Origin of the sequence: Streptomyces sp. PKU-EA00015 (assembly GCF_013387495.1) — a bacterium.
Classification (GTDB): Bacteria; Actinomycetota; Actinomycetes; order Streptomycetales; family Streptomycetaceae; genus Streptomyces.
The window spans coordinates 60383-80088 of sequence record NZ_JABZEE010000015.1 but is presented as its reverse complement, the minus strand read 5'-3'; the positions used below and the strand labels follow the sequence as shown (position 1 = coordinate 80088).

The 19706-nt window shown below is 71.9% G+C and carries 15 protein-coding genes and 2 pseudogenes; 6 read left to right on the top strand and 11 right to left on the bottom strand.

Annotated elements, in window-relative coordinates; genetic code table 11:
• Window positions 1–31: 31 nt before the first annotated feature.
• Complete coding sequence (locus HW130_RS13625) at window positions 32–1441, bottom strand: FAD-dependent oxidoreductase (protein ID WP_309140428.1); 1410 nt, start codon at window positions 1439–1441, stop codon at window positions 32–34.
• A 36-nt stretch (window positions 1442–1477) separates the two neighbouring features.
• On the bottom strand, window positions 1478–2650 hold the full coding sequence (locus HW130_RS13620; RefSeq protein ID WP_177149800.1) for a polysaccharide pyruvyl transferase family protein: 1173 nt from the start codon (window positions 2648–2650) through the stop codon (window positions 1478–1480).
• Window positions 2651–2937: 287 nt separating this feature from the next.
• Between HW130_RS13620 and HW130_RS13615 the strand changes: the two genes are divergently transcribed.
• Window positions 2938–3540, top strand: coding sequence for an Hsp20/alpha crystallin family protein (locus HW130_RS13615; protein ID WP_218183500.1), 603 nt, complete (start codon window positions 2938–2940; stop codon window positions 3538–3540).
• Window positions 3541–3637: 97 nt separating this feature from the next.
• Here the strand turns inward: HW130_RS13615 and HW130_RS13610 are convergent, their stop codons facing one another.
• The 5 genes and pseudogenes from HW130_RS13610 to HW130_RS13595 form a co-directional block, all read right to left on the bottom strand.
• Window positions 3638–3976 (bottom strand): hypothetical protein, encoded by a 339-nt coding sequence (locus HW130_RS13610; protein ID WP_177149799.1) that lies wholly within the window; start codon window positions 3974–3976, stop codon window positions 3638–3640.
• A gap of 166 nt (window positions 3977–4142) precedes the next feature.
• Window positions 4143–5258, bottom strand: coding sequence for an AI-2E family transporter (locus HW130_RS13605; protein WP_177149798.1), 1116 nt, complete (start codon window positions 5256–5258; stop codon window positions 4143–4145).
• 109 nt (window positions 5259–5367) lie between these two features.
• On the bottom strand, window positions 5368–9072 hold the full coding sequence (locus HW130_RS13600) for a WD40 repeat domain-containing protein (protein ID WP_375256533.1): 3705 nt from the start codon (window positions 9070–9072) through the stop codon (window positions 5368–5370).
• A 118-nt stretch (window positions 9073–9190) separates the two neighbouring features.
• A pseudogene (locus HW130_RS35885) lies at window positions 9191–9637 on the bottom strand (serine protease); the annotation flags it as partial.
• 149 nt (window positions 9638–9786) lie between these two features.
• Window positions 9787–10164 (bottom strand): CU044_2847 family protein, encoded by a 378-nt coding sequence (locus HW130_RS13595; protein WP_177149797.1) that lies wholly within the window; start codon window positions 10162–10164, stop codon window positions 9787–9789.
• Window positions 10165–10579: 415 nt separating this feature from the next.
• Here HW130_RS13595 and HW130_RS13590 point away from each other — a divergent pair, with 415 nt between their 5' ends.
• Window positions 10580–11761, top strand: a complete 1182-nt coding sequence (locus HW130_RS13590) for a hypothetical protein (RefSeq protein WP_177149796.1) — start codon at window positions 10580–10582, stop codon at window positions 11759–11761.
• A gap of 134 nt (window positions 11762–11895) precedes the next feature.
• Here the strand turns inward: HW130_RS13590 and HW130_RS13585 are convergent, their stop codons facing one another.
• The 3 genes from HW130_RS13585 to HW130_RS13575 all read right to left on the bottom strand — a co-directional run bounded on the left by HW130_RS13585 (window position 11896) and on the right by HW130_RS13575 (window position 17148).
• Window positions 11896–12096, bottom strand: a complete 201-nt coding sequence (locus HW130_RS13585) for a hypothetical protein (protein WP_177149795.1) — start codon at window positions 12094–12096, stop codon at window positions 11896–11898.
• Between the two features lie 182 nt (window positions 12097–12278).
• Window positions 12279–12590 carry a hypothetical protein gene (locus HW130_RS13580; protein WP_177149794.1) on the bottom strand — a complete coding sequence of 104 codons (312 nt, stop codon included), beginning with the start codon at window positions 12588–12590 and terminating at the stop codon, window positions 12279–12281.
• A gap of 193 nt (window positions 12591–12783) precedes the next feature.
• Window positions 12784–17148, bottom strand: a complete 4365-nt coding sequence (locus HW130_RS13575) for a cation-transporting P-type ATPase (protein ID WP_309140427.1) — start codon at window positions 17146–17148, stop codon at window positions 12784–12786.
• Window positions 17149–17500: 352 nt separating this feature from the next.
• On the opposite strand from HW130_RS13575, the gene HW130_RS13570 reads away from it, so the two are divergent.
• Together HW130_RS13570 and HW130_RS13565 are read left to right on the top strand one after the other, a co-directional pair.
• Window positions 17501–17896 carry a hypothetical protein gene (locus tag HW130_RS13570; protein ID WP_177149793.1) on the top strand — a complete coding sequence of 132 codons (396 nt, stop codon included), beginning with the start codon at window positions 17501–17503 and terminating at the stop codon, window positions 17894–17896.
• A 168-nt stretch (window positions 17897–18064) separates the two neighbouring features.
• On the top strand, window positions 18065–18298 hold the full coding sequence (locus HW130_RS13565) for a hypothetical protein (protein WP_177149792.1): 234 nt from the start codon (window positions 18065–18067) through the stop codon (window positions 18296–18298).
• Between the two features lie 143 nt (window positions 18299–18441).
• On the opposite strand, the gene HW130_RS13560 is transcribed toward HW130_RS13565, so the two are convergent.
• Entirely contained in the window at window positions 18442–18636 is a 195-nt protein-coding gene (locus HW130_RS13560; RefSeq protein ID WP_177149791.1) for a hypothetical protein, read from the bottom strand.
• 62 nt (window positions 18637–18698) lie between these two features.
• Here HW130_RS13560 and HW130_RS13555 point away from each other — a divergent pair.
• Window positions 18699–18947, top strand: a pseudogene (locus tag HW130_RS13555) (IS5/IS1182 family transposase); the annotation flags it as partial.
• Window positions 18948–19343: 396 nt separating this feature from the next.
• Complete coding sequence (locus HW130_RS13550) at window positions 19344–19706, top strand: DUF1304 domain-containing protein (RefSeq protein WP_177149940.1); 363 nt, start codon at window positions 19344–19346, stop codon at window positions 19704–19706.

Here is a 19706-nt window from a genome sequence, read left to right as displayed (position 1 = left end):
GGACCGGATCACGGCCGGTGCCCGTCGGGCGTCACGACAGGCTGGCGCCTTGGGAGCGGAGCTCTGCCTGGACCGCGTCCGCCGGGACGTCCCTGGGGCGCTTTCCCTGAGCCGCCGCGAGGGCCGCGCAGACACCCGCGGCCTGCCCGGTGGCCATGGAGATCGGCATGACGCGGTAGGAGGAGTGGGCCACGTGGTCACCCGAGATGCAGCGGCCCGCGACCAGGACCCGGTCCACATCCGTGGGGAAGAGGCAGCGCAGGGGGATGTCGTAGGACTGACCGCGCGGGAGTCGTTTGAGCGTCGTCCCGCGACCGCTCGGGTTGTGGATGTCCACCGGATAGGCCCCGCGAGCGATGACGTCGTCGAACTTGCGGGCGTTCAGAACGTCTTCGCCCGTCAGCTGGTACGCGCCCTGGATCCGGCGCGTCTCGCGGACACCGACCTGGACGCCGCTCTGCACGATGTACGAGTCGGCGAAGCCCGGCACGCGGCTGCGCAGGAAGCGGGCGATCTGCGCCATCTGCCGGTGGGCGGCGAACTCGGCACGGGTCAGGTCCCAGACGCTGGTGCCGAGCACTTCGGTGACGCGGGTCGAGTTGACCGCCACCTCGCCGGTGTTGGGTGTGGCGAAGAACAGCATGTCCTCGCGCGGCAGGTCGAGTTCCCCGGCATCGGTGGCTTCGCGGACCAGGTCCCACAGCCCGTGCACGCCCTTCCACTGATCCGGGTGGGTCCGGGCGTACTCGGCGAATTCCTCGTGGTCGAAGCGGACCATGCGGAACATCAGCGTCATCGGCTGCGTCCAGCCGTCCTCGGGCCGGCCGATCTCGTACGCGGCCCCGGCCGAAGCGGCGATGTCGCCGTCGCCGGTGCAGTCGACGATCACGTCCGCGTCGATGACGATCGGCCCCGACTTGGTCTCGAACACCGCCCGTGCGCGGTCCGGCATGGCCACCACACCGGAGGCGAACGCGTGGAGCAGGGTACGGACCTCGTGTTGCTCCAAAAGGTCGTACACCACGAGTTTGAACAGTTCCGCGTCGAAAGGCACGGTGTAACCGGTCTCCAAGGAGGGGCGGATCGCCGCCTGCGCGCGAACCAACTGCTCGAGCAGCACCCAGAGCACGCCGCCGACGACCGGCTCGCCCTCTCCATGGTCGGGCGGCAGCAGACGTGCCGAGTCGCCGCTGACCGCCTGCTTGACCTCGTTGTGGAAACTCATCAGCGGCATCACCAGCGCCGCGGTGGCGTTCCCGCCGAGAAATCCGTACCGCTCGACAAGGGTGACCTGGGCGCCCGCGTTGGAGGCGCCGAGCGCTGCGCCGATACCGGCGGGGCCGCCGCCGATCACCAGTACCTGGGTGGAGCCGGCGTGCAGCGCCTGACGCGGGGGCAGCTCCACGTTCCGGGGCACGCGGGGCGGCATCAGGTAGGACACGGTTCCTCCGTGGGGATCAGGGGCTCGTGGTGCGGGTCAGCCGGTCCGGAAGGCGGCTGCCGGTTCGACCTGGTAGGCGAGCGGCCGGGGAGCGGCCTGGTCGAGATAGGCGAGGAGCCGGTCGGCGGTCTCGGCCGCCCGCGACTTCATCGCTGCCGTCCGGGTGGCGGTGTGTGCCACGCGGGCGGGCCGCTCGTCCCACAGACGGTCCACTTCCGCGAGGAGGGGGCCTGCGGCCTCTCTGACCACTCCCCGCAGGGCGGGGGCGCCGATCTGCTGGGCGAAGTCGAACACCTTCCCGGCGTAGGGCAGGGGAAGCAGGGGGATCCCGGCGAGCGCGGCGAAGATCAGGAAGTGCAGTCTCATGCCGATGGCGAGGTCCAGCTGCTTCACGATGTCGAGAACCTGCTGCGGCCGGTAGATCCCGTGCAGCACCTGACAGCGTTCGGCATGGGTCATGTGGGAGACCACGCCGTGCGCGTGCCGGATGTCGTCGCGTTCCATCGGGACGAAGACGATGTGGCCGTCCAGCCGGTGGACGAGGAAGTCGGCCACGTTCCCGAGGAGCTGGTGGTAGCCCTCTTCGTCGAGGTGCTCGGCCGCGCGGCCGGGCTCACGCACGCTCATCCCCACGAGATGCCCACCGCGCGGCACCGCCTCCGCCCGGAGCAGCTCCTCGCCGCTGTCACCGGGTTCCAGCAGGAGTGCCGGGTCGGCGGTGACGGAGATGGGCCGGGTCAGCCCGGCCTCCTCCAGCACCAGCTTGGACTCCTCGTCGCGGACCGTCACCTCGGCCGCGTCGGCGAGTGTCGCGCGGACCCACGCGCAGTCGGACTCGTCGGTGAGCGGACCGGCTCCGATGGCATAGGTGAAGACGGGAACCCCCAGATCCTGCGCGGTGCGGACCAGCCGCAGGTAGCGGCGCGCCTCGGTGTTGTACAGAATCCCGCCGCCGCCGAGCACGAGCAGATTGAGCCGGCGCAGGTGCTCGGAGATGCGCTCCCGGCACACGCCTTCCCAGCCCACGACCTCGACGCCCGGGTAGGTGCTGCGGCTCTGGTCCGGATTGCGGGAGAACACGACGATGTGTGCGTCCGGACGGCCCGCCCGGATGCGGTCCAGCATGGCGGTGAGGATCGCCTCGTCGCCCACGTTTCGCCCCCCGTAGGATCCCAGCACCCCTACGGTCACGCTGCTCAGGTCTCCCATGATCGGCCCCTCGAGAGCTCACCGGAGATGTTCTTCGCGGCCCAGGCGGTAGAGGCCCGGCTTCCTTCCCGCAGTGCCGGGGTGCTCACCTGGCACCGAGCCGGTGCCCTTCCCGGGCCTTTGCCATCCTGTACCCATTTGCGCACTCCCGCACCAGTTCACGCGACGCCTTGGAGGACCGAGCCGCCGGGCCCGCCGTGGTGCGCGGCACCCGGGCGGTCGTTTAGCCCCCTGGCTGCCGGTTACCCGCTTGGCGCAGGAGATCGCATCGCACGCGGGAGGCGGCCATGACCCTGCCGATACGACATGGAGGCGGCTCCCCGGAGCTGCACCGGGCATGGGACCCGTTCAGCGAGTTCGAGGACATGTGGAGCCGGATGGGGCGGCTCCTGGAACAGGCCGCAGCACCCGCCGCGACGAGCAGCGTGTGGATGCCGACGGCCGAGGAGGAGGAAGAGGAGAACGCGTACGTCGTGCGGGCGGAGCTGCCCGGCGTTCCCGCCGAGAGTATCGACATCGAGGTCGAGGGCGACGAGCTCTCGATCACCGGAGAGCTGAGCGAGGAAAGGCGCGGCAGGGTGCTGAGCCGGCGGACCGGAAGGTTCTCCTACCGCACGAGCGTGCCGGCGGGGACGGACAGTGACAGGATCGCGGCCGACCTGACCGACGGCGTTCTCACCGTCCGGATCCCGAAAACGCAACCGGAACACGAGAGGCGCCGGAAGATCGAGATCGGCGGGCGGCACGGGCTCACCGGCGACACCGCCCGGGCCGGCGGGACCGCGCAGCCGAGCCAGAGCCCGGAGCAGCCCGGCCGCACCCCGCCGCCGACGAGTCTGCCGAGCCGGGAGGGTTTCGGAACCGACGAGATGGGAGGAATCCCGGAGTAAGGAGGTCCGGTCGGCCTCCACCTGCGGCGAACGCCGGGCGCCCACGCGCGTACCGGGCACCGCGCTCTGCGCTGCGACGTGGGTTGCTGCCCGTGGTTCACGGGCTGCGGGTGATCCATCGCTGGAGTGCGGTGTGGGTGGTGTCGTCCAGTGTGCTCAGCGCCTCGATGGCGGCGAGATCACCCGGTCGCGGCGCGATGCCCGCCGTGGTGAGCGCGGCGTGCAGGTCCAGACGCCGCCGGTCGGCCGGCTTGAGCGGCATGGCCCGCTCCCGTCCGCGGTCGGGAGCGGGCCACAGGAGGTCGCCGGGCTCCAGAAGGCCGAGGGTGGTGTGCCTCGCCTCCGGACGTTCGTCGGCGACCGCGCCCGGAAACCGGTAGGGGTCGAACACGGGCCCTGCGCCCGGCGTTGTGGTGAAAGCATGCCAACCGGTCATGAGTGCCTCCTCGGTTGTCGAGCAACTGGATACGAGGAGCGCATACAGGACCGGGGCAGTTGCAGGAGCGCCGTCGAACCACCCGGATGTCCCCTATGACATCTCGTCACACAACAGATGAACACCTTGAAACAACGGGCTCTGCACCAGGTCTCGACCGGGGCGGCTACGACAAGACGGCGGCCCCTGCGGCCGGCTGGTCCGTCTCCGGCTCCTGCAACGGGTCGCCGAGCTGCTCGCGCAGGTAGTTCCAGACCACCGCGATCAGCGCGGCGACCGGTACCGCGAGCAGGCTGCCCACGACTCCGGCCAGGCTGCCTCCCAGCGTCACCGCCAGCAGGATCACCGCCGCGTGCAGACCGAGCCCGCGACTTTGGATCATGGGCTGGAACACGTTGCCCTCCAACTGCTGCACCACGACGATGACGGCCAGCACGATCAGCGCGTCCGTCAGGCCGTTCGAGACCAACGCGATGAGCACCGCGACCAGGCCGGCGAACAGGGCGCCCACGATCGGCACGAACGCCGATACGAACGTCAGCACCGCCAGCGGGAGCACCAGGGGTACTCCCAGAATCCACAGGCCGATGCCGATGAGGACGGCGTCGAGCAGGCCGACGAATGCCTGGGAACGCACGAACGCGCCCAGGGTCTCCCAGCCGCGCGCGGCCACGGTCGGGACGTCGGTGGCGAGCCGGCCGGGGAGCTGACGGGTGAGCCACGGCAGGAACCGCGGTCCGTCCTTGAGGAAGAAGAACATCAGGAAGAGCGCGAGGACGGCGGTGACGACCCCGTTGAACACGGTGCCGACTCCTGTGGCGACAGCGGTGACCATGCTGCCGACGCTGTCCTGGACGCGGGCGATCGCGGTGTCGAGGGCACCGGTGATCTGGTCGTCGCCGATGTTCAGCGGCGGCCCGGCGGCCCACTCGCGCAACTTCTGGATGCCTTCGACCACGCCGTCGGTCAGCTCCCCGGACTGGGACGCCACCGGCACCGCGATCAGCGCCACGATGCCCGCGGCGAACAGAAGGAACAGCACGGTCACCACCGACGCGGCCAGGGCGGGGGGCCATCCGCACCGGCGCAGGAAACGAGCCAGGGGCCACGTCAGCGTGGTGAGAATCAGGCCCACGATGAGCGGCCAGACGACCGACCACATCTGGCCCAGCAGCCAGAGGACCGCCGCGGCCATCACGAGGATCATCAGCAACTCACCGGAGACACGCGCCGAAGTACGGAGCGCGGCGCGGGTTCTCGTCGAACTCAGCGTGGCAGACATGAAGGTCACCTTATGGGTACTCCCGTCGCACCCCATGCACCGGTGACCGCGGCGAGCAGTGGGCCCGGCCCCGAGGCGGCACCCCTCGGGTCGAGGTACGCGGCGGCGGTCAGGCGGGGCAGATCCGGTCCGGCAGCCCGGCGGGCATGCCGCGGCGCTCGTCCTCGCCGAGGTCACGGCCGATGGCGCGGCACAGGTGGCGCCCCCAGAGTTCGGGGTCCAGGCGGATCAGGTCCAGGCGTCCGCTGCCGCCGTTTGTCCTGAAGCCGCTTGCGGACAGAGTCCGCAGCAGAGTCCTCCCGTCCTTGGCGGCCGCGATGAAGTACTGGTTCGTCTCGAAGTCGTAGGACTCGAAGTGGCTGGGGTCCGATGCCTGTTGGAAGCGCACGGAGCTGCCGTTGGCCAGGTAGAACTCGCCGTCCCTCCCGGTGAAGTCGAAGGTGAACCCGTCGCCGGTGAACAGGTCGTTCGCTCCCAGCGGCCCCAGCGGGCCGATCGTTCTCCTCGGCCGTTGCCCCGCCTTCGCCGACCACAGCTCCAGCATGCCGCCCGGAGTCTTCGCCGCGGCGTACCGTCCGCTGCTGTCGAGAAAGGCCCGCTCGACGTCCGGGCCGAGAGAGACGCGCAGGGCCTTGTTCTCCTTGCCCGTGCGGCGATCGACGGCGTGCAGCGTGTGGTCGCCGGTCACCATGATCTGGACATGGTCCGCCTCGGGGCGTCTGTTGACCGCGAAGCCCGAATGCACGGCGCCCTCTTCCGAGGCGAACGGAGGCGGGTTCTTCTCGCCGAGCTTGAGCGCACGGGCGTCGATGACCCGGGAAATGCGGCGGCCGCTCTGGCCGTTCCAGTGCTCGACGCGGCTGCCGGAGACCGTGACCAGTTCGTCGCCCCGGTGGAAGGAGAGCGACAACGGCTCGGCGTACCCGGCTTCGTCGACGGGAGGCATCAGCGTCGTGATCTCCGCCACCTTGCCAAGGGACGGGATCTTCCGGACCAGGATCCTGTTCCGGCCGACCACGTCGGCCACGAGTGTTCCGGTGTCGTTGACCGTGAGGGAGTTCGCCTCGTGCGGGGCAGGAACCGTGGGCGTCCTCGGCCGCTTCACGCGGGAGGTGATCCGTCCGGAGGCCACGTCGACAAGGGCCAGGATCTCGTCGCCGTCGGGTTCGTCCCCGGGCCGGACGCGGGCCACCAACGTCTTCCCGCCGTCGACCAGCCGCGGTTCGTTGAGGACGATGTCGTCGCCCTCGACGTCTCCGGCGCGCAGCGGCAGGGCCATCAGCGTGTTCGCACCGTCAGGGACGGCCAGCACCGCAGGAGCCGCTGTGTCGCCGAGGAGACGGCCGGTGTGGTTGTCCACCTCGGGTGTCCTGATGTGGTGCACGTGACTGCCGCGCCTGGTGCCGACGAGTGCCCAATCGGCGAACTGGCCCACCGCGAAGCGCTCACCCGCTCGGTCCGCGGCGATGGTCTTGCAGCTCTCTTCCTTGTCGGTGTAGCTGTTGAGCACCCGCCCGTCCGTCACGCGGACGGCCCGGTAGACGGCGTCGGTGAGGTCGCCCTGTTGTCGTTCCTTGCTGCACGCGACCAGTACGGTGCCGTCGCCCGACAGGGCGAGGGCCGGGCCGTACAGCGTGGCCGTCAGATCGACGTCGTCGACCGCCAGGTCGCGCACCTTGCCTGTGTCGGCGTCCACGGTCACCAGCGAGGCGCCCCCGGCGTCCGGTGGGGGCCGAAGGACCACGAGCGTGTCCTCGTCCGGTCCGAAGCGCACGCTCACCCTGTACGAGGGCACCCGCCCGGGCACCTCCCGGTGGTCTCCCGTCTCCAGATCCCACAGCCGCAGCCGATCGTCCGCCACCGTGGCCACATGGCCGGCGTCCGGTGAGAAGGCCATGACGCTGTCCTCCTCGCTCCGCGCCTCCACGTCGGCCTTGTTCTCGAACTCCGGGTCGCGAATCGGGTGGGGCGCTCCGAGGACGTTCTGCCCCGTGTCCGCCTCGGGGTCCACGTCGTGCCAGACCAGGGCGCCCGCGGCCGTCACGTAGGCGATCCGCCGTCCGTCCCGGCTGACCAGCGGATGGAAGGCCATCTCGGCGAGGCCCAAGTGGTGTCGCAGCACCCCTCCGCCGGCTCGGCGCACGAAGAGTGTGGCGCGCCCGTTGCCCGAGGTCACCAGTGTCACCGTGCCGTCCACGCTGGTCACCGCGTCCTCGATCTGTCCCTCGGTCCCGCTCAGCACCCACGCGGCGTCCTTGAACTGGTCGTACCTGCGCAGCATGGCGTTGCGGGCCTCGTCCGTCGGCGCGATCCGATACGCGGCCATGGCGATCAGCGTCGCCTGCCCCGGATCCTGCTTCGCCACCTCGGCCGAGAAGCCGGCCAGCAGGCGTGACCTGCCCTCCGCCTCCCGTTGTGCGCTGATGCGCGACTGGTGGACGAGGAACGTACCGAGCGCGGCGATCAACGCCAGTACCACAGCCACCGCGGTCCACGCGGCGCGCATCCGGTTCCGTCGCGCCCGGCGGTGCTGCCGTGCGATGCGGATAAAGTCCCTGTCCTCGTCGTCGAGTTCCTCTTCCCGGCCGGCCAGCCGCCCTTCGACAGCGGCGAGTTGGAGGGCGCCGGGCAGCAGGCCCGGTGCCCTGTTCCCCTTCGTCCACCGCTCGCGCTCATGGGACAGCTCCGCCCGCCCCGCCAGAAATTCGCTGTCGGCCCGTACCTGTTCCTGGAGGGCGGGCCAGACGGCGACCAGCGCTTCGTGGGCGAGCTCGACGGTCTCCGGCTCCCCGGGCCCGCCGTGCGTCACGAGCAGCCGCCGCTCGGACGCGGCCAGCCATTGTGCGACCCGCCACCGCTCCTCGCCGGCCTCCTGCCGGGTGAGTCGGCGGCGCAGCGGGGCGGGGCTGCCGGGCAGTACCCGGACGAGCCCGGTGAGCAGCCGCCGCGCCCCGGCTTCGTCGTGCTCCTCGACGCAACTCTCCCAGACCTGTTCGGCATGGCGGGCCAGCGCACCCGGGACGCCACCGGCTTCTTCGTACGCCGCGAGACGCAGCAGGCCGCGTTCCCTCTTCTCCCACAGCTTCTTCAGCACGAAGCCGAGGAGCGGCAGCGTTCCCGGCCCGCTGTCGGCGTCGTCCAGGATGCGCTCCACCAGCCCCCGCTCGTAGTCCACGCCCGGGACCTGCTCCAGCGGTTTGATGATCACCTCGCGCAGCTGATCCCTGGTCATCGGTGTCAGCGGGAGCGTGACGCCGCGCCGGAGCGCCGGACCGAGGTGGGGATGCCTGAGGGCCGCGTCCATGAAATCGGCCCGCAGGGTCAGCAGCACACGCAGTCCACCGGTCGGCCGGCTCTCCGGGAAGAGAAGGCCGGCCACCTGGGCGACCTCGGCTGCGTCCCGGGCCAGGAGCGCCTCGGCCTGATCCAGTACGACGAGGAGCTTCCCGCCCGCCTTCCCGCGCACGCGATGGAGCGTGTCCACGAGCCCCAACTCCGTGAGCCACTCCTGCACCTCGCCGGCGCTCCGCGCCCGCGCGGGCTCCTGCGGCCGCCCGACGACGAAGGCTTCGTACATCTCGGTGGCGAGCGCGACCAGCGGCGAGCCGACGGCCGCGGCGTTGACCACCAGGACGTCGTACGTGTCCGCGCGCATCCGCGGCACCACACCGGCGAGGGCGAGCGACGACTTTCCCGACCCCGAGGGCCCGCACACGGTGACGGCCGCGTGCCGGGCCAGAGAGCCGGCCGCCTTCTCGACGTCGTCGTCGCGGCCGAAGTAGACGTGCGTGTGGCTTTCCCGGAAGGTTTCCAGGCCGGGGAAGGGCGAGGCGGGCGTCAGGGACGGAGTCCAGCCCGGGTATGTCCCGGACCACGGAGTCCGTACGGATCGCGAACGCCTGCTGGGCCCGGCGCCCGGACTGGGCCACCGAGACGATGCCGACCACCGCCCGGTGCCGGGGGTCCCAGACGGGACTGCCGCTGAAGCCCTCCTCCACGTACGCGGTCAGGTCGTCCGTCCGGGAGAACTGCCGTCTGCCTTCGCCTGTGGGGCCGCTGAGCTTCGCCTTGACCCAGATCCCGCCCGGTGCGGTGCCGGTGAACCCCACGACGCCGACCTCGTCGTCCCAGGCGGTCCCGGGCTCGACCATCGGCAGCGGACGGGCCCCGGGGATGGCGGCCGGCAGGCGCAGAAGCGCCACGTCCCCCGTCCCGTCGTCCCGTTCCGCCACGCAGTGCTCCACCCGAGCGGTCCGGTTCGGCCCCGCCACGCGCGGGTCCAGCGGCATGTCCAGCGTGACCGGGGTCCCGGCCTCCACCTCTTGCGCATCGGACACGCCCAAGGCGTACGCCACCACATGGGCGCAGGTCAGGACCACATCGGGTGCGACGAGAAAGCCCGCGCCGATGGGCTCGGCGTCCTCCCCTTTGATCCGGACGACCGATGAGACCAGTGCCTCATCGGGCTTCCGCGGCTCAGCCCCGGTCACCTGGCCTCCGCTTCACCACAAGCCCCCGACGGCACCGTTCAGCCAACGGGCCGGCCACTGTCGCCCGTTGCGTCCGGCCGGTCACTCCTGTTCCATGTGAGCCTCACGGAGAAGTTGGCCGCGGTCGCCGTCGAGGCGATGACGACGCCCGCCTCCGCCGAGAGGGAGACCCCGAATTCCAGGGCGATCTCGTCCGGCGCGTACGCCAGGCCGCGGAACCGCCCCACGAAGCTGTCCGCAACGGGACGTACCGCGTCCAGCATCTGCCCAAGGGTCTGCTCGGCCCGCGCAACGGCCCGGCCGCCACGCCCGACGCGCACGAGCGACTCGTCCACCTCGCGGATCTGGACCCGTACGACCTCCTCGCTGCCGTCACCCAGGGGGACCTCGACGGTGCGCACGTTCCTTTCGCTCATCGGAGCGCCGTGCCGGTGGCGGTGATCTGGACGTGGGTCCCGCCGGCGTCAACGCCGCGGTTCGACCGGCGCCACGGACGGCGGGCCGGAACAACAGTGGTGCTCACCATGGAGCTCCTCCCTCATTCGGGTGACGAGCTCCGCCGGCTGGTGGGAACGAGGCGGACGCTCGCGGGAGATCATAGCGATGCGAACGCGCCCTGGAGTCGGGAGAGTTGGCGAGATCCGGTCCGGCGGCACGCGCCGGCCCGGAGGCCGGCCCCGCCTTCCGGACCCGGTCCGTGCGGTGGTCCACGTGCCCGCCCGCCCCACATTCATCCAGGACATTTCCGGCCTGGTCCCCCTGGCCGTATCCTCCGCCGGGCATGCGGGACCATACTGGAGCCCGTCCTCGACCGCCCCACAGAACGCCTCCATGCCAAAGACCAGTAACTCCGTGACCGCCGCCCCCGACACGACGTGGCTGGGACACGGACGCCACCTCGGGCCCTCGCCCGAGCAGGACGTCCGGCGCAACCTCATCGCGCTCAAGGCCGCTGGGGTCATCGACGATTTCCTCGACCTCGGTCCCGCCGACGCCTTCGCAGGCGGTCCGAGCGGCCTCCCTCCCGCGCTCGACACCGCCGACAGCGCTGCCGCGCCCGACTCCTCCGTACGCCGCCTCTTCGAGGCCCGCTGGCGCGTGGACGGCGACGTCACCGTGCGTGCCCAGCTGACGACTTTCGACTCTCCGGGGCGGCCGCGTGACGGTCAGGCCGTCGCCTGGGCGCTGGCCGCGGAGGCGGAACGGGCCTGGGACCAGCGGTGGCCCTCCCCCGCCGCCATGTTCTGGCCCGACGACGACCGCATCGCCTGGGACCACGACGCCGTACCCGGCCCACGCCTGCGGACCACCAATCCGCTGCCGAACGACGACAAGGAGATGCGACGCCTCCTCAAGGACTGCGCCCGCAACAGCTGGAACATCCATGTCGTCGTCCACGAGGCGATGACCCCCGACGCCCGCGGCCGTCTGCCCCTCACGCCCTACCTGCCGCCGAGCCTGCGTCATCGGGTCGTGGAGCACCGGGCCGCGCCGGACCAGTTCCAGATCGTCAACTGGGCGGTGAAGGACCTGCAGGTACGGGTACCTCGGGGCGGTGCGGCGGTCCTGCCCACGGCGTCGGCGAGCCCGGAGTTCGACGCCGAACGCTTCGCCGTCCGCAGTGTCTTCCTGGACGGCTCGGAGCCGACGGAACTCGTCGGGAGGATCACGGCCTTCGCCGATCTGCCGCAGACCCTGACCGCCGGTGCGGAGCAGGCCCTCGACAGTCTTCGCCACCGCTGGCATCTGCTCACCGTGGAGGAGGAGCTGGCCTACACCCGCGAGCTCGTCACCAAGTACGCCGAGGCCCTCGACGCCATGACCGCGTCCCGCGACCTGTACCGGGAGGCGGCCGAACTCGCGCGGGCCGCGCTGGCGGAGGCGACCGGATCGGACAGCCTCCCGCTTCCGCGCTCGCCCGCGTCACGCAAGCCCGAGACCTCCCCCCGGAACGTACTGACCAAGGCTCTGGGACGCTTCAAGGACGCATCGCGGCAGCACCCTCAGAAGTGACGGCCCGGTCGCGGCCGGGCGTTCGGGTCGGCGCCCGGGGCCGGACGCTCCGCCGGCGTGTCGTGGCTGGGCTCCGCCGGCGTTCTGATCCGTCGCCTCCGGGGTGCGCTCCTGGAGGCCGGCATGGGTGCGGGTCAGTCCTCCTCGTCCTTCTCCCGTCCCTTCAGGGGCTCTCCCGCGCCGGTGCCGTGGGGGTCGTATCCCTCGGCGGCGCTTGCCGTGCCGGGCACGGTGCGTTGTCCGGCCTGCTGTTCGCGCCCCGAATGGGCGCCGGGACCACGGTCGGCCCGACCGCCGTGGCGGGCCTTTCGCGGGTTCTCGTGCTTCTTCGTCATGGTCGTTCGTCCTTGTCGTGAGGACCGGCTCCCTGGGGGACCGGTTGGGCTCGATGAACGCCCCGCCGGCCGTGTGCGGCCGGTACTGCCGGCGAGCAACGCCGAGGCCGGCGCTCCACCGCCCGCCGGTGCGCCGGCTGGACGGACGGTGATCCGACGGCCTTCCGGGGCGGTGCCGCCCGTCAGAACGGCGGATCCCCGCTGCCCTCGATCACCAGGAGGCCGGCGTCGAAGCTGCGGCGGCTGACGACGAAATCACCGACACGGCCGTCGGGCATCCGCAGGTGGCGCTCGGCCGCATGCATCATCATGTCGGCAACCTCTTCGTCCCTGACCTCGAGCTTGCCGTTCCAGTCGGCCGCGCCCTCGACCCACGCCTCGGTCGGGCCGAACGCCGCCACGTGTCGCTGCTCGACCCACGAACGCAGGTCGGCTTTCGCCGGATACTCGGTGCCGTCCGCGATCACCGTGACGTCGCCTCGGTAGACGTCCATACGCCCAGTGTGCGCCGGCTCGCGCCGCCACGCCTCACGCAGCCCTGGGAACCCACGCCGGACGCAGGCTGCACCCCGGGGCTCGCCCCCGACCGATCCGTTGCCCTGCACGACCGTACGCACGAACCGGCATGGTGCGTCGCCGACTTGTCCGGCCGAAGACGTTGTCGTGTGGCCGGACCCTCCCGCAACGTCAGCCGGCGCCCGGTCGCGGTGCCGGCTTCGGGGGCCGGACACGAAGCCGTCCGTCGGCTGTCCGCCGCGGATCCCGTCCCGCCTCCTCGCCCGGTGGCTGCGTGGCCGGGGAGGCGGGCCGGTCGGTCTCCGTCCCCTGCTCGGCTGCCGCCTGCTCGGTCATCGACGAGATGAGCGGGGACAGGACCATGCCGAGGAGGGAGGCCGCGGTGATCGCGCCGAGGGCGATGCCCCAGGCGACGGGGCCGAGAGGTGTGCAGCCGAAGAAATGGCTGATGCCAGGAGTCTGGATGATGGCGACGAGCACGGCCGCGGAACCGAGCCCCGCCGCCAGGACGTTGCGGTCGGTGCCGCCGGTGACGAGGGTCTGGGCGAGCTGGGTGCCGACGACGGCGGCGAGAGCGACGGTGCCGGCTCGCCGTGCGCGGCCGGTCAGGCGCGCGGCACCCCAGGCCAGGGCCGCACCGGTCGCGGTGACGGCGCCGCGCAGCAGCATTTCGTGGGTGAGCGCGGTGCCGAGGGAGCGGTGCGGGCCCTCTTTGAGGAGCCGTTCGCCGGCTTGGCCGGCTGGTTCGCGTACGGCGATGGCGAGGGAGGGGGCCAGATCGGTGAGGAGGTTGACCAGCATGATCTGGCGGGCGTTGAGGGGGGTGGTGCCGGTGAGGGCGGAGATGAGGACGCTGAAGGTGACTTCTCCGAGGTTCCCTCCGATGAGGATGCCGAGCGCGGCGCGGACGGAGGCCCACATGGCCCGGCCCTCCATGAGGGCCGCGACGATGGTCTCCAGGCGGTCGTCGCTGACCACGAGGTCGGCGGCGGCGGTCGCGGCAGGTGTGCCGCGGCGGCCGAGTGCGATGCCGATGTCGGCGAGCCGGATGGCGGGCGCGTCGTTGGCTCCGTCGCCGGTCATGGCGACGACGCGGCCGAGGCGCTGGTACGCCTGGACGATGCGGACCTTGTGATGGGGGCTGCAGCGGGCGATGACGTTCACGTGGGGCAGGAGTTCGTCCAGGGCGTCGTCGTCGAGTGCGTCGATGTCCGGGCCGGTGCAGACTTTGGGTTCCGTGACGTCGCTGATGGCGGAGGCGATGGCGTCGGCGGTGGCGGGGTGGTCGCCGGTCAGCATGACGGTCTGGACGCCGGCCTCGTGCAGCCGGGCCGTGGCGGGGGCAGCGCTGGTGCGTACGGGGTCGGCGAGGGTGACGAAACCGAGAAAGACGAGGTCGCGCACGGTCTCGTCGGTGAGGTCCTCGCCGGGGTCCATGCGGCGTTCCGCCACCGCGAGGACACGGCGGCCGGCGCCGGCGAGCCTCTCGGCCACGGCGGTCAGCTCCCGGCCTGCCGCATCGTCGAGGTGGGTGACGTCGCCGTGCGGCGTCCTGCGGCGGGCGCAGCGGGTCAGGACGTTCTCCGGTGCGCCCTTCACGCTGAGCAGGGTGCCGTGGGCTGTGTGCCCGGTTGTCGCGTGGTAGGCGCGTGCGGGCTCGAAGGGGAGGGTGTCGCTGCGCCGCCAGCGGGGCGCCCCAAGGGATGCGGAGACTCTCGCCCGGCCGGCTCCGGCGGTCACGGCCCGGTCGGTCTGGTGGGCCATCGGTTCGGCCTGCCGGGCGGGCGGGGTGGCGCGCAGTGCGGCAGCGAGGACTTCCTTGCACCGGGTGTCCAGCGCGTCGACGGGCAGGGCGCGGTCGCCGTCGCTGACGTCGGCGAGCTGAAGCTTTCCCTCGGTGAGGGTGCCCGTCTTGTCGAAGCAGAGCACCTGGGCGCGGCCGAGAGCCTCGATGGTGCGGGGGTTGCGGACCAGCGCGCCGGCCTCGGCCAGGCGCCGGGCGGCCGCCAGTTGGGCGGCGTTGACGAGGAAGGGCAGACCTTCGGGAACGGAAGCGACGGCGAGGTTGACCGCCGATGCGAGGTTCTCGGTCAGGGGTCGTCCGTGCAGAACGCCGGAGAGGGCCACCGCCGCCGCGGAACCGAGGGCAATAGGCAGGCTGGAACGTGTGAGGGAGGTCAGCCGGGCCTCCACACCCGTTTCGGGTGCGGCCTGCCGGGCCGTGGCCAGGCTGCGGCCGACTTCGGTGGCGGCTCCGACGGCGACCACGACGGCGACCGCCCGGCCGGCCGAGACCGTGGTGCCCTCGTACAGCATGGAACGGCGGCCGGTGATGTCGGCCGAGACCACGGGTGCGGGGTCCTTCCCCACGGCGAGGGATTCGCCGGTGAGTGAGGACTCGTCGACTTCGAGGCCTTCGGCTTCCAGAAGCCGGCAGTCCGCCGGCACGACGTCCTCGGGCAGCAGCACGACGATGTCGCCGGGTACCAGGTCTCCGGCGGTGACCAGCCGTTCGCGGCCGCCCCGGCGTACCCGGGCGCCGATGGCGGAACGGGCGAAGAGTTCCGCGAGGGCGCGCTCGGTGCGTACCCGCTGGACGCCGCCCACCAGCGCGGATGTTCCGGTGATCGCGGCGACCAGCGCGGCGTCGGTGCGCGAACCCACCGCCATGGCCAGCGCGGCGCCGGCCGCGAGGACGGGGGTCAGTGGGTTGGCCAGCTCCTCGACGAATGCGTGCGGAAGGCTCAGCTTCGGCGGCTCGCCCGTCGGGGATTCGCCGCGCCGCGCGTCGGCCTCGTCCGCGGACAGTCCCTCGCGCCGGGTGCGCAGACGTTCCAGTACGCGGTCCGCCGGCATCAGGTGCCAGGGGGTGGTGGCCACGGGCGGAGTCATGGGGCGGGCCAGCAGTTGCCGGGCGCGCCAGACGCCGAGGCAGAACGCCACGCTGCCGGCGGTGTTGCTCACGGCCATGGCCCGTGCGGTCGCCCGTGGGCCCGCGGACTGCAGCGCGGCCACCGCGCCGACGCCGCCGGCGCCGGTGGCCAGATGGTGGCTGTCGCGGTCCACCAGGGCGGCCGTGCCGACCGCGTCCACGATCATGCCTGCCGCTTCGAGGTCCGTCCCGACCAGGAAGTGGGCTCCCCAGGGTGTGTGCTCGTCGCCGCTGTGGACGCCGACCGCGCAGTCGGCCGTGCCCAGCGCCCGTCTGTGGCCGGAGATGAGCAGCACCACGGCCCCCTCGGCCTGAAGGGTGCGTACGGATGCGGGCAGGCGGCTGCCCGCCGGCACGACGGTGTCGGCGAACGAGTACCCCGGGCGGTCACGGTCGGAGGCCACCACCACGCGGGCACCCGCGCGCCGGGCCGCCGCCGCGACGGCCTCGGCCCCCGGGGCCGACCGGGTGGCCAGGCCCGCGACCGCGAGCAGTCGCCTACCCTTGGCCAGGCCGAGCACCTTCTCGCTGTCGCGGCGCCGCAGCCGGTCCTCCGCCCGCCGCCCGCCGGGGCCTGCCAGGTCCAGTTCGGACAGCGGGCCCAGCACCCATCCTTCCGCTCTGGTCACGTGCAGGGGCCGGTCCGGGTCGAACAGCGCGAACAGCCGCTCCGACACCTGTCGCGGGTCGGCGCCGCCCAGCAGTTCGAGATCAACCGGTTCGTACTGGTTGCCGCGCAGCGCGTCCTCGTCGAGGACGATGGTGTTGACCTGTCCCAGCCGCCGCAGCGCGCTGCGGTCCATCGTGACGACGCCGCGCAGCGCCAGATGCCTGCCGAGTGTGGTGGCGAAGCCCTCTCTGCCGGCGCCGGGCGCCTTGGGCACCGAGGCCAGGGCGACGGCGAGGGCGCGCCGGGGGCCGGCGAAGGGCAGCAGGGCGAGGCCGGACAGGGCGCCGGCGGCCATGGAGCTCTCCGCGTAGCGGTCCGCCCCGTCCTGCTGCAGCGGGCCGGGCCGCTCGCGCATCACCGCTTCGGCCGACGCCTCCTCCGGACTGCGCACCAGTCGCGGTTGCGCCTCCTGCCAGGCCGTGCGTTCGGCATTGGCCTCCCGCCATCCTGCGAGGCGCTGGAGGACGTCGAGCGCGATGCCGCCGCCACGCGTCGCCACACCCTGCACCAGGGCAGTGGCCACGGGAAGGACCGAATCGGCCCGCTCCGTCACGCCGTCGAGCCCTTCGATCAGGTGGCGCAGCCGCGGGTGGTGCTGCACGGCGGCGGTCACGGCCGCCACCTCGGGCGGCAGCGAGAACCACGGAGCGATCCGGCGAGCCGTCGCAATGCCCAGTCCCACCGCATCGGCGGCCAGGGCCGACATCGACGCGGAAGGCGTGCCCTCGGCCGGATGATGCGGCTCCGGCCGCCACTCGTCGAACGCCTCCGCGTCCGCCGCGTGGTCGCCCTCCGCGCGCTCCACGCGTTCGACAAGCTCGCGCTCGGCCGGTGGCGGCGACGCGACGGCGACCACCACCCGCTCGGACGGAGCGTTCACCCGCGCCCAGAGCACACCGGGGTGTTCCTCCAGGGACCGCTCCACGCGTCGCACGACCCTCGCGCCCTCGGCCCCGTGGACCCCGTGGACCTGGATGTAACAGCGTCCGGGGCACCATGACACCTCACGGCTCGCGGGCCCCAGCAGATGCCCGACCAGGCCCGCCGCCCCCCGCACACCTGCCGCAACCCCGGACACCACTCCGGACGCGAGCGGCCCCAGCAAGGACGTTCCCCACATCGGTGAAGCCGGCTGGGGCGACATGGGCCGTACCTCCCTCCACCGGAGCGCTTCCCTGCGGTGATCCCGACGAATCCCAGTCTGATCCAGACTATGAGCCGCGGCATTCGGGGAACACATGCCTATATGTCTGAGGCGGACCGAAAACTCTAGCGAGGTGAGAGTCGTGACCGCCATGACGAACCCCAGCGAACACTCCTCCGTTCCGGGTGAGGGCCCGGCCCTGGGAGGGCAGGGAGTCTCCCCCGACCAGCAGGAGTCCGGCCGGTCCCAGCGCTCGATCACCCTCACCGTTCCCTCGCTCGACCGTGTGGCGAACGGTGCCCTCAACGCGGCCCTGCTGCCGGTGGCCGTCGCCCGCCAGGTGCTGCCCGCCAAGCGGGGTCTCCCCCTCTACGTCGGTCTCGGCGTCCTGGGGGCCGCGGATGTCATCGAATGGCCCGTGGCCATCGGCATCGGCCTCGGGTACGCCGTCCTGCGCCGTGGCGGGGGCGTCCTCGCCGGGCCGCCGGGTGCGCCGGAGCACACGTCGCCCCGGTTCGGAACCGAAGCGGCGGCATGAGGGCGAGGTGCTTCGGCGGCGCGCGGTCCCGGTCGGTGCCTGTCCCCGGGGACGGCCGGTCGACGCCGGCGCGCAGGGCGCATACCGAACGCCGGGACGGTTACCCGGGGGTCGAGCACCGACGGCGGTGCGCTTCATCCATCCACGAAACCGAAGGGCGGGTCCACCATGGCGAGCAACACCGAATCGGGCGGGGTCACCGGTACCAAGGACAAGGACTACAACCTGGTCTGGTACGTCGAGAACTGCCTGAGCAACGCCCTGCGACTGGAGACGTACATCCAGGACGCGGAACGCGAGAGCGACTCCGAAGTCGCGGAGCTCTTCCGCAAGGCCCAGGCCGACAGCCGTAAGGGAGCCGAGCTGGGCAAGCAACTGCTCCGCAGCCGGATGGGCAGCTGACGCCACGTCCTGGACCGGCCGCGCCGCAGGTTGCCCGGCCTCGCCGGCGGCGGGCCGGTCGTCGTCCGAGCCGGTCGACGGGTTCCGATCCACTGACGCCGGGGTCCCCTGGAGGCGTAGGGCGGCAGCGCGTCGCCGTTCGCTCACGCCGGTCGTGCCAGACCCTTGAGTGCCCGTTCCGCTATCTCGTCGACCGGCCCGACGGCCTGAACCGCCGGCGGGGTGTCCGCGTAGTGGTCGAGCAGAGGGGCGGTGTGGCGTTCGTAGACCCGCTGCCTGTGCCGGATGACGTCCTCGGTGTCGTCCGGCCGGCCGCGCTCCAGCTTTCGCGGCACCATGACCAGCGGGCCCGGGGTGCGCCAAGGACGTGGACGAGGTCCTGCTCGACGTCGAGGCGATCGCGCCTGTCTACCGCTATATACGTGAAGCCGTCGAGGCCCTAGCCATCCTCGCCCCGGCCGAGGCGTGTCGACGATCCGGGATAAGGCGTTCGTCATCCTCGACGGCACCCTGCTGCCGATCGACCGTATCGCCGCCGACACCCCACCACTCCGGGAAACACAAGCGCCACGGCATGAACGTCCAGGTCCGCAACGATCGGTTCGGACGACTGCTCTGGGCCTCACCGGCTCTGCCCGGCTCGACTCATCCACCCAGCGGCGAAACGCCCGCGGAGTCAGCCGGCGCACCTCGCTGGTCCGCGCGTTCTTCGCCCGAACCGCCGGCACCAGTACGGGCTCACCGGTCCGGCCGACGACCGCATCGGCACCGGGTTCACCAGCATGGACTCGCGCTGCACCGCCCATTCCTGCAGCCGCGCCTAGCGCGGCCAGGCCACGGTTCCACCGCGCCCCGCCCACCCGGCTCGGGTTTCGCGGCGAGCGGATGCGGATGGCGTCCGCCGGGCCTGTGATGTCCGCTGTCCCCCGATTCACCCGCTTCCTTCCCTCGGTGACCGACTGGCCTCCGAGCGCACTCCTGGACGACTGTACATGTATGGTGGACACCCGTCCAGGAATCATGGACGCGATGATCGGAGATGTCGATGGAGACGACGGCGAACGTGCTGGTGGGCCTGGTGGCCGCCTTGCACGCGTACATCCTGGTTCTGGAGATGTTCCTGTGGGAGAAGAAGCCGGGGCGCGGCCTGTCCGGCTTCGACGCCGACATGGCCAGGGCCACCGCGCCGATGGCCGCCAACCAGGGCCTCTACAACGGCTTCCTGGCCGCAGGACTCGTCTGGGGCCTGATCGCGGAGGATCCGACGGGGTACCGGGTCCAGATCTTCTTCCTCAGCTGCGTGGTGGTCGCCGGGCTGTACGGCGCCGCCACCGCCAACCGCCGCATCCTGTTCGCCCAGGCGCTGCCCGGGACGCTCGCCCTCGCCGCCGTCCTGCTGAGCCGGTGA